This is a genomic window from Streptomyces sp. NPDC030893 (genome assembly GCF_055571535.1).
The window spans coordinates 1-13,741 of record NZ_JBVIFC010000010.1 but is presented as its reverse complement, the minus strand read 5'-3'; the positions used below and the strand labels follow the sequence as shown (position 1 = coordinate 13,741).

At 75.6% G+C, this 13,741-nt stretch carries 10 protein-coding genes; 6 read left to right on the top strand and 4 right to left on the bottom strand.

From position 1 onward, the window contains the following. The first annotated feature begins 39 nt into the window (after positions 1-39). The gene (locus tag ACZ434_RS19575) at positions 40-693 is read left to right on the top strand and encodes a class I SAM-dependent methyltransferase (RefSeq protein WP_468457427.1); all 654 of its coding nucleotides are present in this window, start codon (positions 40-42) and stop codon (positions 691-693) included. Between the two features lie 407 nt (positions 694-1,100). Here the strand turns inward: ACZ434_RS19575 and ACZ434_RS19570 are convergent, their stop codons facing one another. The 4 genes from ACZ434_RS19570 to ACZ434_RS19555 all read right to left on the bottom strand — a co-directional run bounded on the left by ACZ434_RS19570 (position 1,101) and on the right by ACZ434_RS19555 (position 8,151). Continuing rightward, positions 1,101-1,697: an Rv1733c family protein gene (locus tag ACZ434_RS19570; protein WP_468457425.1), complete on the bottom strand. Its 597-nt coding sequence runs from the start codon at positions 1,695-1,697 to the stop codon at positions 1,101-1,103. A 115-nt stretch (positions 1,698-1,812) separates the two neighbouring features. Further along, positions 1,813-2,886 carry a zinc-dependent alcohol dehydrogenase family protein gene (locus tag ACZ434_RS19565; RefSeq protein WP_468457423.1) on the bottom strand — a complete coding sequence of 358 codons (1,074 nt, stop codon included), beginning with the start codon at positions 2,884-2,886 and terminating at the stop codon, positions 1,813-1,815. Positions 2,887-3,255: 369 nt separating this feature from the next. Beyond that, complete coding sequence (locus tag ACZ434_RS19560) at positions 3,256-7,581, bottom strand: HAD-IC family P-type ATPase (RefSeq protein WP_468457421.1); 4,326 nt, start codon at positions 7,579-7,581, stop codon at positions 3,256-3,258. Positions 7,582-7,602: 21 nt separating this feature from the next. Continuing rightward, a complete protein-coding gene (locus ACZ434_RS19555; RefSeq protein ID WP_468457419.1) occupies positions 7,603-8,151 on the bottom strand; it encodes a hypothetical protein in 549 nt (182 codons plus the stop codon). A 288-nt stretch (positions 8,152-8,439) separates the two neighbouring features. Here ACZ434_RS19555 and ACZ434_RS19550 point away from each other — a divergent pair, with 288 nt between their 5' ends. The 5 genes from ACZ434_RS19550 (at position 8,440) to ACZ434_RS19530 (ending at position 13,611) form a co-directional block, all read left to right on the top strand. Next, a complete protein-coding gene (locus tag ACZ434_RS19550) occupies positions 8,440-9,138 on the top strand; it encodes a nucleotidyltransferase family protein (RefSeq protein ID WP_468457417.1) in 699 nt (232 codons plus the stop codon). 21 nt (positions 9,139-9,159) lie between these two features. Then, positions 9,160-9,447: a hypothetical protein gene (locus ACZ434_RS19545; RefSeq protein ID WP_468457415.1), complete on the top strand. Its 288-nt coding sequence runs from the start codon at positions 9,160-9,162 to the stop codon at positions 9,445-9,447. Further along, positions 9,444-10,199, top strand: a complete 756-nt coding sequence (locus tag ACZ434_RS19540; protein ID WP_468457413.1) for a metallophosphoesterase family protein — start codon at positions 9,444-9,446, stop codon at positions 10,197-10,199. The genes ACZ434_RS19545 and ACZ434_RS19540 overlap by 4 nt, the downstream gene beginning before the upstream one ends. Positions 10,200-10,414: 215 nt before the next feature. Then, entirely contained in the window at positions 10,415-12,079 is a 1,665-nt protein-coding gene (locus tag ACZ434_RS19535; RefSeq protein WP_468457411.1) for an alkaline phosphatase D family protein, read from the top strand. 161 nt (positions 12,080-12,240) lie between these two features. Next, positions 12,241-13,611 carry a carbohydrate-binding protein gene (locus ACZ434_RS19530; protein WP_468457409.1) on the top strand — a complete coding sequence of 457 codons (1,371 nt, stop codon included), beginning with the start codon at positions 12,241-12,243 and terminating at the stop codon, positions 13,609-13,611. The last annotated feature ends 130 nt before the right edge of the window (positions 13,612-13,741 follow it).

The following is a 13,741-nucleotide window of genomic DNA, read 5'->3' as shown; positions in this document are numbered from 1 at the left end:
CGATGCCCGGCATCGGTACACGTCAGACGGGGGTGTGTCTTGGTCGACGAGGGTCACGAGTCACCGGCGGCCGCGGTGTTCGACGCGCTGGGCAGCGAGTACGAGAAGGCCTTCGCCTCCTCGGCGGCCCACCGGGCGTCCCTGGACCGGCTGCTCCGGGGGCTGGCGCCCGGCAGCAGGGTGCTGGACGTGGGCAGCGGCACGGGACGCCCCACGGCGGCCGTGCTCGCCGGGGCCGGGCACCGGGTGCTGGGCGTCGACGTGTCGCCGGTGATGGTGGAGATCGCCGCCGCGCAGGTGCCCGAGGCCGAGTTCCGCTGCGCGGACGTCAGCCGGATGCCTCTCGAGGACGGCTCCTTCGACGCGGTCTGCGTCTACTTCGCGCTGCTGCAGATGCCCCGGGCGCAGCAGTCGGAGCTGCTGCGCCGGCTGACGCGGGCACTGCGGCCGGGCGGTCTGCTCGTGCTGGCCACCGTGCCGCTGGACGTCGAGGGGTTCGACGGGGTGTTCATGGGGCAGCCCGTACGGGTGACCAGCTTCGCGGCGGGGGACATCATCGCCGTCGTACGCGAGGCGGGGCTGACCGTGCTGTCGCAGGAGAGCGTGATGTTCACCCCGACCCATCCGGACGCCCGCCCCGAACCCCACCTGTTCCTGCACTGCCGCCGCGAGCCGGCGGGGCCCGCCGGCTGACGCTCCCGGGCGCCCGCGGAACGGGGGCGTGGGTGGTCTTCCCGCCCGGTCGGCCTCCCCTGCCCGGCTGCCCCGGTTCCCCGCCGGTGGGCGGGCGGCGGCGACCCGCGCACCGCCAGGCGACCGTGTGCCGCCGCGCGGGCACAGCCCCGGCGCCTGTTCGCACCACCGCCGGATCGCCGAGCCCACGGTCCACCCGGCCCCGTCCGGCGCCGCGGTGGCGCTCTGCGAGGGGTGGTGGAGATCCCCTTCTCCGCCGAGAACATCGACATCGGCAGCGGGGTCCCGGCCGCCGACGCGGACACCCCACCGCGTGCCCGCCCGGCCACAACGGCGCGGTCCGGCCGACCTGGAGAACGCCGTCGTCCCGGCCGGACACGCCGCACCGGAGCGTCGGCTCCGCGCGCTCACCCCGTCATCCGCTTCCGCCACGACGGCTCGACCCGCTGCCACTCGGCCTCCCAGTCGGCCAGACGCCGCCACTGCAGCCGGGACCGCAGGAGCCATCCGCCGAGCAGGGCCAGTCCCCCGGTCGCGACGGCGACCGTCATTCCGGCCATGACGATCTGGAACCCCGCCTCCGTGCCCTCGGGCGGCGCCGGGGCGAGCCGGCCCGCGGGGTCGTTCCACACGGTGACCGCGGCGCCCGCCCTCGCTCCCTCCTCGACCTCCGCCCGGCCCGTGCGGCTGGTGCCGTCGGAAGCGGTCCAGCGCACCTTGGCCCAGACGCCGTCGTCCCCGTCCTCCGACACGGACGCCGCCGCGTGCGCGGCGTCCTCCACGAGTACCGCCGGGACGGGGCGGGTGCTCTCCCGCCGCTCCTCGATCGCCCCGTCCACCACACCGGCCGCCGCCACTCCGGCGAACCCCCCGATGAGCAGCGCGAGTACGAGGGTGGCGAGCAGCAGCCAGGCCTCGACCAGATCGCTGCGGCGGCGCAGCGGGTTCCGCCGCCACCGCCACAGCCGCACCCTGCGCGGCCTCTCACCATGCGTCCTCGCCATGGGAGTCACCTCCTCGCGCGGATGCCGACGGCGCCACTTCTCCAGGGTGGACCCTCGACGCCCGGTCCGGCACGGCCGAACGGCCCGTCCGTCAGGCCCTCGGACCGTCAGGCGGTCAGACCGTCGGGTGCACGGGGACCACCTCGTGCTGCGGCACGCCCAGTACGACCTTGAGCGCCCCCGTCTCGGCGGCGTTGCCGAAGACGTCGTAGGCCTCCTGCATGTGGTCCAGGGGGAAGGTGTGGGTGACCATCCGGCGGGTGGGCAGCCGGCCCGCGGCGGCCATCCGCAGCAGGGCGGGGGTGGAGTGGGTGTCGACGAGTCCGGTGGTGATGGTGACGTTCCTGATCCACAGGTCCTCGAGGTGCAGGGTGGCGGGCGCGCCGTGCACGCCGACGTTGGCGAGATGCCCGCCGGGGCGGACCATGCGCGCGCACAGCTCGAAGGTCTCCGGCACTCCCACCGCCTCGATGACCACGTCCGCGCCGAGTTCGCCGGTGAGGTCCTGGATCAGCTGCTCGGGGCCCTCGCTCGCGTCGGCCACGGCGTCGGCGCCGAACTCCTTCGCCGCCTGGAGCCGGGAGGCGGCGAGGTCCACGGCGACGATGCGCTCGGGCGCGAACAGCCGGGCGGTGGCGATCGCGGCGAGTCCGACCGGGCCGGCGCCGACGACGGCGACCGTGTCGCCGGGGCGGACCCGCCCCTTGAGCACGCCCACCTCGTAGGCGGTGGGGAAGATGTCGGCCAGCAGCACGGCGTCCTCGTTCGCGACGGCACCGGGCAGGGGGTACACCGAGAGGTCGGCGTACGGGACCCGGACGTACTCGGCCTGGGTGCCGTCGACGAGGTGGCCGAGGATCCAGCCCCCGCCGCCCCGGCACTGGCCGTACACGCCCTCGCGGCAGTAGCCGCAGCGTCCGCAGGCGGAGATGCAGGAGACGAGGACCCGGTCCCCGGGGCGTACGGAGCGGACGTCGGTGCCGGTCTCCACGATCTCCCCGACGGCTTCGTGGCCGAGGACCGTTCCGGGGCGTACCTCGGGCACATCGCCCTTGAGGATGTGCAGGTCGGTTCCGCAGACGGTGACGGCGTCCACGCGGACGATCGCGTCGCCGGGTTCCTTGATCTCCGGGTCGGGGACCTCCTCCCAGGCGGACTGTCCGGGGCCGTGGAAGACGTAGCCCTTCATGCCGGTCCTCACCTTCTCGCGTGCGGCGGGCTTCGGCGTGGGGCGTGCTGCGCGCGCCCGCCTGGTTCGGCGGGGCCCGGGTGTGGGGGCCCGGGCCGCCCTGCACTTCCAGTGTGGGGGCGGGGTGGGGGATTCGCTCGGGCGGCGGGGGTGTGCCTGGGTGGGGCCTCGACCGGTGGGGCGCTCCCCCGGTTGAGCCACCCCCTTTTTTCGCCCCCGCCGCCCCTTCCCTCCCCCCACTCTCGGCTTCGCTCGAGCGGGAGGTGCCCCCATCGTCCCTGGGGGCTGCGCCCCCGGACCCCCCTTGCTGCCGCGCGGCGGAGCCGCATGGCAGCACAGCCCCGCGCCCCTCTTTGTGCACCCCCGCTTTCAGGCGACCGGGCGGGCGATGCCGCTGTTCAGGAGGTGGCCGGTTCGGCGGGCGGAGTCGGTGAGGCGGAGGAGGAGGCGGGAGGCGAGGTCGTAGAGGTGGCGTACCGCTTCGAGGCGCTCCAGGCGGGGGGCCAGGGCCGACAGGGCGATGGCCAGGGCGATGCCCAGCCAGGCGACCGGGCCGAGCGGGGTGCAGCCGAAGAAGTGGCTGACGCCGGGTGTCTGGACCAGGGCGGCGAGCACGGCCGCCGATCCGAGGGCCGTCACCCACACCAGGGGGCTGTGGCGGCGTCCGGAGAGGGTCTGCACCAGTTGCGCGCCGACCACTCCGCACAGGGCCATCGTGGTGGAGCGCCGTTCGGTGCCGGGGGTGAAGCGGCCGAACAGGTACGCCGTGACCGCGCCGAGGCAGGTGGTCACGCCCCGGCGCCGGATGGAGCGCAGCAGGGGCGCGCCGAGCACGTCCAGGCCCATGGGGCCGGTCTCGGCGTGTGCCGCCGTCGAGGGGTCGTCGCTCGGCGTCACCGCCACCGCCATGGCGGGGAACATGTCGGTGAGCAGGTTGACCAGGAGCAGCTGCCGGGTCGACAGGGGCGAGGACCCGGCGAGCAGGGTGCCCAGCACGCTGAAGCCCACCTCGCCGGCGTTGCCGCCGATGAGGATGCTCACCGCGTCGGCGACGCTGCGCCACAGCGCGCGGCCCTCGCCGACGGCGTCGACCAGGACCGACAGGTCGCCGGTGGTGAGCACGATGTCGGCGGCGTTGCGGGCGGCGGCGGAGCCGCGGGACTCGATGGCGACGCCCACGTCGGCGGCGCGGATGGCGGCGGCGTCGTTGGCGCCGTCGCCTGCCATCGCCACCACCCGGCCGGCCTGTTGCAGGGCCTCCACGACATGGAGTTTCTGTTCGGGTGCGACCCGGGCGACGACCCCGGCGCCGTGCAGGGCGCGGACCCGGTCGCCGCGGCCCATGGCGACGAGTTCGTCGCCGGTCACCACGGAGGTGTCCTCGGGCCAGCCCAGCTGTACGGCGATGGCGCGGGCGGTCTCCGGGTGGTCGCCGGTGAGCATGACGGGCAGGATGCCGGACCGGCGCAGTTCGGTGAGGAGTTCCTGGGAGGTCTCGCGCGGAACGTCCGCGAGGGCGACCAGTCCGACGAACTCCAGACCGTCGAGCGCGGCGTCGAGTTCGGCGTCCGGGTCGGGTTCCCGGCACGGCCGCCGGGCGACGGCGAGGACGCGCAGCCCCTGCCCCGCGAGGCTGTGGGCGGTGCCGGCCGCCTCGTCGGGCAGGTCCCGGCAGGCGGGCAGCACCGTTTCCGGGGCTCCCTTGACGACGAGGAGCCGGCCGGTGTCCTCGGCGCCCTCGCGGCCGACCGCCGCCGCGTAGCCGCGGCTGGCCTCGAAGGCCAGTTCGCCCTCGGCGGTCCAGGTGTCGTCGGGCGGGGCGGCGTCGAGGACCGCCTCGTCGGTGGCGTGCGCGATCCGCCGCCCCTCCGCGGTCTCCTCCTGCGGGCAGGCGCGGGCGGCCAGCCGGACGACCCGGGTGGCGTCGTCGGTGCCCGGGGGGAGGACGGTGCCGTCGGCGGTGGCCACGCGGACCAGGCGGAGCCGGTTCTCGGTGAGGGTGCCGGTCTTGTCGAAGCAGACGGTGTCGACCCGGCCGAGCGCCTCCAGGGTGCGCGGGGTGCGGACCAGGACGCCGCGCCGGGACAGCCGGCGGGCGGCGGCCATCTGGGCGACGGTCGCCACGAGCGGCAGGCCCTCGGGGACGGCGGCGACGGCCACCGCGACCCCGCCGCTGACGGCCCGCCGGACGGGGCTGCCGCGCAGCAGCGACAGCCCGGTCACCAGCGCCCCGCCGGTGAGGGTGACGGGCAGGGCCTTGCGGGTCAGTTCCTGAAGGCGTGCCTGGACGCCGGCGGGCGGCGGGGTGCGGGCGGCCAGGGCGACGGCGCGGCCCGCCTCGGTGCGGTCGCCGGTGTCCACCACGAGCGCCTCGGCCCGGCCGGCCACCACGGTGGTGCCCTCGAAGACCATGCAGGTCCGCCGGGGCACGGGTGCGCCGGGGGTCGGCTCGGGGGACTTGGTCACGGGCAGGGACTCGCCGGTGAGCGAGGACTCGTCGACCTCGAGTCCGTCCGCCTCCAGCAGGCGCGCGTCCGCCGGGACGACGTCACCGGCACCGAGGGTGATGCGGTCCCCCGGGCGCAGCCGGGCGGCGTCGACGGTGACCGTGCGGCGGCGGCCGTCCTGCCGTCGTGCCTTGGGCTGCTGGCGGGCGGCCAGCCGGGCCAGCGACCGTTCGGCGCGCAGCCGCTGCAGTCCGCCCGCCACCGCGTTGATGTCCATGGCGCCGACGACGAGCAGCGCGTCCACGAGCGAGCCGAGCAGCGCCGAGGCGACGGCCCCGGTGGCCAGGACGGGGGTGAGCGGGTCGTCGAGTTCGCGGCGGACGGCTCCGGCCGCCTGCCAGGTCCAGCGGGCGGGCGCGAGGACGGGCGTGTCCGCGAGGCGGGCCGCCCGCCGGCGGGCGCGGCCGGTGATCAGGGCGAGTCCTTCGGGCTGCCGCTCGGTGCGGGCGGCGCGCAGCAGGTCGCGTGCCTCGTGCGGTTCCAGGGCGTGCCAGGGCACGTGCCGGCGGGGCTCGGGCGGTGCCGCGCGGGCGACGCGCAGCGCCTCGGTCCAGCCGGTGAGCAGGGCGGCCGCCGCGGCGATGTTCACCGGCGCGTGCCGGGTGAGCCGCTGCCAGAGCCGGCCGCCGGGGGTTCCGCCGCGGGCCACCATGAGCCCGGACAGGGCGGCGCCGGCCCGGGCCAGGGTCTGTGAACGGCGGCCGACCCGGCGGGCCGCCGGAATCGCCGTCAGCAGCCGCCATACGTCGCCCAGTCCGCCGGGGGCGAGGGCGTCGGCGCCCCAGGGGACCGCCGAGCCGTCGTCGGTGAGGGCGATCGCCACGTCGCCCGCGGGCAGTCCCTCCGCCACCTCGTCGTCCCCGTGCGCGGCCACGCGGGCGACGCTCACCACGATGTGCCCGTCGTTCTGCAGGGCGCGTACGACGTCGCCGAACGGCAGGTCGGCGGGGGCGACCTCGTCGGCGAGGCGGGTGATGTCCTTGAGGTCGGGGCCGCCGGTGATCACGACGTGCAGACCGGCCCGGCGGGCCGCGTCGAGGACGGCCTCGGCGCAGGGGTCGACCGGGTCGTGGAACACGGCGTCGCCGGCGGGCGGCGTGTGGCCGCGCAGGGCGTCGGCGTGCAGGACGAGGGAGTCGGCGATCTCCAGTTGCCACAGCCGCCTCCCGCTGCGGACGAGTACGCCGGACCGGGCGAGGCGGGCGCCGAGGAGCGCGTCGAAGGCGGCCGGGCCGTAGCGTGCCGCCTTGGGGGATCCGGCGAGTACCGCTTCGGCCGCCTCCGCGGCGTTGTGCGTGATCAGGAGGGTGGCGGCGGCGCCCGCGACGCTGCCGGTGCCCGCGTGGGCCGCGTAGGCCTGGGTGGGTGTCACGCGCAGCGGGGGGCGGACGTCTGCGGGGCAGGGGAGGCTGGTGCGCCGTTCGAGGCAGACGTCGTCGTGCAGGGCCTCGAAGGCGGCGGCCCGGGCGGTCGCCTCGGCCAGCTGGCCGGTGCGCAGCAGTCCGTCGAGGACGAGGGAGACGGGTGACTGTCCGGCACCGTGCGCGGCGGCGTTGGCGGCGGCGAGGAGGAGTTCCATGCCGCTGCGGCCGAACCGGCGGCGCAGCAGGGCGCGGAAGCGCGGGTTCTCGCGCAGCAGGGTGACGGCGGCGGTGACCGCCTTGGGGCTGCGGGGCAGGCGCAGCGACCGGCCGGCCAGGGCACCGGCCGCGCCGGCGGCGTCCAGCAGGAGGCCGGCGGCGGCGATCCGTACGTCGCGGGGGTCGCCGGGGTGGGCGGTCCCGGTCTCCTCCTCGGGGTCCGCGTCCTCGGTCAGTCCGAGGCGGGCGGCGAGCGCGACGGCGTGCTCGGTCATCCGGTCGCCGGCCGCGTCCGTCACGGCGGTCACGACGAGCCGGGACAGTCCCTCGTCCCAGTACGCGGTCAGCACGTCGGGGTGGTCGAGCAGTTCGGCGGCGGCCTTGCGGGCGAGGGGGGCGACGGCGCCGTCCGGGGTGCGCAGGGCCAGGTGGACGCGGTGTCCGGCCCGCCAGTGCCGGCCGCCGCCGGCGGCGTTGCGGGCGACGTGGGCCAGGCGGCGGGTGGTGGCATGGGCGGAGGTGATGCCCCGCGCGGCGTTGCGGGCGGCGCCGGCGGCGGCTCCCGCGAGGGCGCCGGCGAGGGGGGCGGCGTCGATGAGTGTGAGCATCCGGGGTCCCGTGATCGTGGCTCAGCGCGTGCGCGGGTCGTCGCGCGGTGGCGCGGGGGCGGCGGGCGGTCCCTGGTGCGCGGTGGCCGCGGCCACCTGCCTGAGACCCTCGGCGGTGGCGGAGTCGCCCACCTTGGCGGGCTCCTCGTGCACGGTGCGCTCCGCCCGGCCGTTGCGGCGGGCGGGGGCGAGCCGGTCGCCGGGGCCCGCGGGCGGCTCGGGGGCGGCGGCACGGCCGCCGCGCGGACGGTCCCGGTCCGGCGCGTCCGGCCGGTCGTCGGTGCCGGCGGGCTCGCCCCCGGGTCGCTGTGCGGGGCGCGGCCGGGTGAGCCAGGCGACCGCCGCGCCGGTCAGTGCCACCGGCCACTCGACCAGTCCGGCCACCCCGAGCACTCCGGCTCCGGCGTAGACGGCCATCCGGCGCCCGCGCGGGGACACCGCGCCGATCGTGTCGAGGGCGCCGCCGGCCGCCCGTTCCACGTGCCCCGCGCCGGGCAGCCGGCGCAGTCCGGAGGCGACCACCCGCAGGGGCTGGGGAAGATCCGGTGAACGAGACGTGTCCTGGTTCATGTCGACCTCCACGAGCGGAACCCTCAGGGGCACCCATCGGCTTCCCTGCCTTTTGCCCCATATTCGGCCGTGACCGGCCCGAGCGCTTTCCCAGTACGCCCGAGCCGGTCCCCGTGACGGTCCGCGGCCGGCGCGTCCCTTTCCCGGTGTGCGGCCGGCGTCCCTTTCCCGGTGCGTCCGTGTCGCGACGGGCACGCCGGGTACTAGGTGCAGGCACACAGGGCTGTCCCGGGCGGGGGAGCCGGACTCAGCGGCCGTGCGGACCGTCCGGCGGCGAAGGGAGTGGTCATGACGGAGAACGGCGAGGACACCACGCTCGTCCGGCGCCCGGCGGGCCCGGATCTCCGTCTGGCCGCCTCGGACGCCCCGGGAGAGGCGCCCCCGCTCGACGTGCGGAGCGAGGCACCGCCCCCGGTGGAGGACGAGGCCCCGGACCTGCCGCGTGACCGCAACCAGGCCATCCTGGAGGCGGCCAAGCAGGTCGGAGCGGTGCTCAAACGGGGCGGGCATCTCTTCGCCCTGGCCGGCAGCGTCGCGGTGCACGCCCACGGAGGCAGCGGGAACCTCCAGCACGACGTCGACTTCTGTGTCCGTCCGCAGGACGCCGACGCGGTGGCCGGCACGCTCCGCGAGGCCGGGCTGACCGTCTACGCCCCGCCCGAGGACTGGCTGATCAAGGCCACCTGTTTCGGCCAGGACGTGGACATCATCTTCGAGCTGGCGCACCGGCCCGTCTCCGCGGAGATGCTCGAACGGGCGCAGGAGCTCCCGGTGGAGTCGGTGCGCATGCCGGTCCTGGCCCCCACCGACCTGCTGTCCGGGCTGGTCTCCGCCTTCTCGGAGCACCACTGCGACTTCGGGGCGGTCCTGCCCATCGCCCGCGCCCTGCGCGAGAAGGTCGACTGGGACCGGGTGCGGCGGGACAGCGGGGACGAGCCGATGCCCGCGGCCTTCTTCTTCCTCCTGGAACGCCTGAACGTCATCTGAACGCCCGCGGAAGGAACCGTCATGAGCACCCACGACGCCGGTCCGGCGGCCGGCACACACGCCGCGCGGAGCCCGGAGTACCGCGTCGCCCACCTCCAGGACCGGCTCGCCTCCGGCGAACTCGGGGAACTCGGCGTGCGCACCGAGGTCCGCGGGCAGACCGTGCTGGTCACCGGCACCGTGCCCTCGGCCCACTGCCGCGAGGAGGTCCTGAGCACGGTGCGGGAGGAACTCGCCGGGCTCGAGGTGCACTGCGACATCGTGGTCAGTGCGCCCTCCTCGCCCGACGGCGCGGAGGAGCTGTCATGATCCGGATCGCCGCCGTGGGGGACATCCATCTGAGCCCCGAGACCCGGGGGGTGCTCCGTCCGGCGTTCGACACCCTGCCCGCGTGCGCCGACCTTCTGCTGCTGGCCGGGGACCTCACCCGGCACGGCACCCTGGAGGAGGCGCGTGTGGTGGCCGACGAGATCCGCGGCCTGGGGGTCCCGGTGGTGGCCGTGCTCGGCAACCACGACTACCACGACGACCGCCAGGACGAGGTGTCGGACGTTCTGCGGGACGCCGGGGCGGAGGTCCTGGAGGGCGAGTCGACGGTCGTGCGGGTGGGGGACGCGCGGGTCGGGGTGGCCGGCACCAAGGGCTTCGGCGGGGGGTTCGTCGGTGCCAGCGCCGGGGAGTTCGGCGAACCGGTGATGAAGGAGTTCGTCCGGGTCTCCCGCCGGTGCGCCGACGGCCTGCGGGCCTCGCTGGAGCGGCTGGCCGAGGACGGCTGCGACGTCCGGATCGCCCTCACCCACTACTCCCCCGTGCCGGAGACCCTGGCCGGGGAGCCGCTGGAGATCTACCCGTTCCTGGGCAGCTATCTGCTGGCCGAGGCGATCGACACGGCCGGCGCGGACCTCGCCGTGCACGGGCACGCGCACGCGGGCACCGAGCACGGCATGACCACCGGCGGGGTCAAGGTGCGCAACGTCGCCCAGCCGGTCATCGGCCGTGCCTTCCACGTCTACCACCTGCCGGTGCGCGAACGCGTCGGCGCGGAGACGACGACCGCCTGAGCGCGCCCTCCGCCCCAGCGCCGCCGGTACGCACCGGCGGCGCTCTTCGTGCTGCCCGGCCGCCGGGAGCCCGTACGCCGCCTGCGTGAACACCTCCGCACGGCGCGCCCACTTCAAGCATTTTGTCTGCTTACCATGCGGGCTCCGTGCCCCGTGGCTCCCGCCGCCCGCGCGCGTCGATTCGGTCCGCTTGACCCCGTAGGAGAGGACCTCAGATGGCGCTGCCGGGCCGCTTCGGACCATCGTCCGCGCTCGCCTCCACCCCGCACGACGCCGAACTGCGCACCGCTGCACGGCATCTGGCCCGCCGTCGCTTCCTGACCGTCACCGCCGCGGCCGCCGCGCTCGCCTTCACCACCCAGCTGCCCGCGCGCGGCGCCTTCGCCGCGCCCCGTCTCGAGGCGGCCACCCTCACCGAGGACCCCTTCACGCTCGGCGTCGCCTCCGGGGACCCGCTGCCCGACTCGGTGCTCATCTGGACCCGGCTCGCCCCGGCCCCCTTCGAACCGGACGGGGGCCTGGGACAGCAGCGGGTGGAGGTCTCCTGGGAAGTCGCCCTCGACGAGTCGTTCGCCCTGGTCGTGCGGCGCGGCACCGCCCTCGCGTACCCCGAGTACGCGCACAGCGTGCGCGTCGACGTCAAGGGCCTGGAACCGGCCGTCCACTACTACTACCGCTTCCGCGCGGGCACCTGGATCAGCCCGGCCGGCCGTACCCGTACCGCTCCCCCGGCCGGTGGCGGCACCGCGAGCCTGCGGCTGGCGGCGGTCGCCTGCCAGGCGTACCACCACGGCTACTACACCGTGCACGGGCACCTCGCGCGGGAGGACGTCGACGTGGTGTTCCACCTCGGCGACTACCTGTACGAGTACGCCGTCGACTCCGCGGGCGGAGCCCGCGACTACACCGACGTCGTACTGCCGTCCGTGTTCAACCGCGAGACGACGACCCTGGCGGACTACCGGATGCGGTACGCGCTCTACAAGAGCGACCCCGATCTGCGCGCCGTGCATGCCGCGCACCCGTTCGTCGTCACCTGGGACGACCACGAGACCGAGAACAACTACGCCGCCGGCATCGACGAGAACGGCAGCGATCCGGCGCAGTTCCTGATCCGCCGGGCGGCCGCCTACCGCGCCTACTGGGAGAACCAGCCGCTGCGCGCCGACCAGCTCCCCGAGGGCCCCGACGCCCGGCTGTACCGCCGGCTGCGCTGGGGCGATCTCGCCCAGTTCGACATCCTCGACACCCGCCAGTACCGCTCCGACCAGGCCTACGGCGACACCCTGCACGTCCCCGGACCGGAGTCGGACGACCCCGCGCGCACCCTCACCGGTGACGCCCAGGAGCGGTGGCTGCTCGACGGGTGGCAGACCTCCACGGCGCTGTGGAACGTGATGCCCCAGCAGGTCACCTTCTCCCAGCGCAAGATGGACCTGGGCGCCGGCGCCAGGATGTCGATGGACGCCTGGGACGGCTACCGCGCCAGTCGCGGCCGGCTGGTCGCGGGCGCGAAGGCGGCCGGAGTCGACAACTGGCTGGTCCTCACCGGCGACGTGCATGTCGCGTACGCCTTCGACATCAAGGACGACTTCGACGACCCCGGCTCCCGCACCCTGGGCACCGAGCTGACCTGTACGTCCGTCGCCAGCGGTATGAACGGGGCGGAGCGTCCGGCCAACTGGGACACCTACATGCGGGCCAATCCGCATCTGCGGTTCTACGACGGCCGGCGCGGCTATGTCCGCGTCGAACTGGGCCGGGAGAACGCCCGCGCGGACTTCCGGATCGTCCCGGCGGTGACGACGCCGGGCGCGCCGGTCTCGACGGCCGCCTCCTTCGTCACGGAGGTGGGCGCACCGGGTCTGACGCCCGTCTGACCCGTCCGGGTGCCGACCGTCGCACACGCGTACTGCACTTGGCGTCCGTTCATGTCTCCAAAGCGGTAACCGCGGCGTGTCCTGACATTCCGTCGGGCGCGCCGGGAAAGGCCTAAGGCCTCTCGGCAGCTTCGCCGCCCCGAACGAAGGAGACGTACCGAATGGTCCTCAGTCATGTACGGACCGTGCGCCGGTCGGCCGTCACGGCACTCGGCGCCCTCGTCCTCGCCGGACTCCCCTCCGTCGCGGCGGCCGACCCCACACCCGCGGCGGGGCCGGCGCCCGGCGCGGCCCAGACCCTCGGCGCGGACCGGCCGTCGCCCCACCTGCTGAACGCCCTCCAGCGCGACCTGGGGCTGGACGCGCAGCAGGCCAACCAGCGGCTGGTCAACGAGGCGGAGGCGGGCGCCCGCGCGGGCCGGCTGCGTCTCGCCCTGGGCGAGCGGTTCGCCGGTGCCTGGGTGAGCGGCACCACCTCCGAGCAGCTGACGGTCGCGACCACCGGCACCGGGGACGTGGCGGCCATCGAGGCGCAGGGCGCCAAGGCCAGGGTGGTCGAGCGGACGCTGGCCGAACTGCAGGCGGGCAAGCGGAGACTGGACGCGGCCGCCACCGGCGCCGACACCGCCGACACGCCCGTCTGGTACGTCGACGTGACGAAGAACCGGATCATGCTCGAGGCGGCCGACCAGGCCGCCGGCACCGCGTTCGTCAAGGCCGCCGGGCTGGAAGGGGCGGACGTCGGCGTCCGTATGACGACGGTACGGCCGCGGCTGCTGCAGGACATCACCGGCGGTGACGCCTACTACATCGACGAGTCCGCGCGCTGCTCCGTCGGCTTCTCCGTCACCAGGGGCGAGCAGCCGGGCTTCGTCACCGCCGGGCACTGCGGCAGAGCGGGAGCGACGACCACCGGCTACGACCGCACCGCGCAGGGCACCGTCGAGGCGTCCACGTTCCCCGGCAAGGACATGGGGTGGGTGGCCACCAACGACCAGTGGACGCCCACGCCCGATGTGAAGGCGCAGGACGGCCAGGAAGTACAGGTCACCGGTACCGTGCAGGCGCTGGTGGGGGCGTCGGTGTGCCGTTCCGGCTCGACCACGGGCTGGCACTGCGGGACGGTCGAGCAGCACGACACGAGTGTCAGCTACGCCGAGGGCACGGTCGACGGGCTGACCCGGACGACGGTGTGCGCCGAACCGGGCGACTCCGGCGGGTCGTTCCTCGCGGGCGCGCAGGCGCAGGGGGTCACCTCAGGCGGCTCCGGCGACTGCACCGGCGGCGGCACGACGTTCTACCAGCCGGTCAATCCGATCCTGAGCGACTTCGGGCTCACCCTGACCACGGCCGCCGCGCGGACGACGCCGGACCAGCAGGAGGGCGGCGCGCAGGCGTGGTCGGCCGGCCGGGTCTACGAGGCGGGGGCGACCGTGACGCGCGACGGAGTGACGTACCGGTGTCTGCAGACGCACCAGGCGCAGGGCGCGTGGGCGCCCGCCGGCACCCCGGCCCTGTGGCAGCGGGTGTGACCCGGTGACCGGTGGGGGGGGGGGGGGGGGGGGGGGGGGGGGGGCAAACACGGAGGGCTTGTGGGGGGGGGGGGGGGGGGTGTGTCTTGGGAAGGGGGTGGGGGGGGGGGGGGGGGGGGGCGAAAAGGGA

Excerpts from the sequence above, each read along its gene's own strand:
- ACZ434_RS19570 (WP_468457425.1), bottom strand. The coding sequence starts at position 1,697 with ATGGCGAGGACGCATGGTGAGAGGCCGCGCAGGGTGCGGCTGTGGCGG.
- ACZ434_RS19565 (WP_468457423.1), bottom strand. The coding sequence starts at position 2,886 with ATGAAGGGCTACGTCTTCCACGGCCCCGGACAGTCCGCCTGGGAGGAG.
- ACZ434_RS19560 (WP_468457421.1), bottom strand. The coding sequence starts at position 7,581 with ATGCTCACACTCATCGACGCCGCCCCCCTCGCCGGCGCCCTCGCGGGA.
- ACZ434_RS19555 (WP_468457419.1), bottom strand. The coding sequence starts at position 8,151 with ATGAACCAGGACACGTCTCGTTCACCGGATCTTCCCCAGCCCCTGCGG.
- ACZ434_RS19550 (WP_468457417.1), top strand. The coding sequence starts at position 8,440 with ATGACGGAGAACGGCGAGGACACCACGCTCGTCCGGCGCCCGGCGGGC.
- ACZ434_RS19545 (WP_468457415.1), top strand. The coding sequence starts at position 9,160 with ATGAGCACCCACGACGCCGGTCCGGCGGCCGGCACACACGCCGCGCGG.
- ACZ434_RS19540 (WP_468457413.1), top strand. The coding sequence starts at position 9,444 with ATGATCCGGATCGCCGCCGTGGGGGACATCCATCTGAGCCCCGAGACC.
- ACZ434_RS19535 (WP_468457411.1), top strand. The coding sequence starts at position 10,415 with ATGGCGCTGCCGGGCCGCTTCGGACCATCGTCCGCGCTCGCCTCCACC.
- ACZ434_RS19530 (WP_468457409.1), top strand. The coding sequence starts at position 12,241 with ATGGTCCTCAGTCATGTACGGACCGTGCGCCGGTCGGCCGTCACGGCA.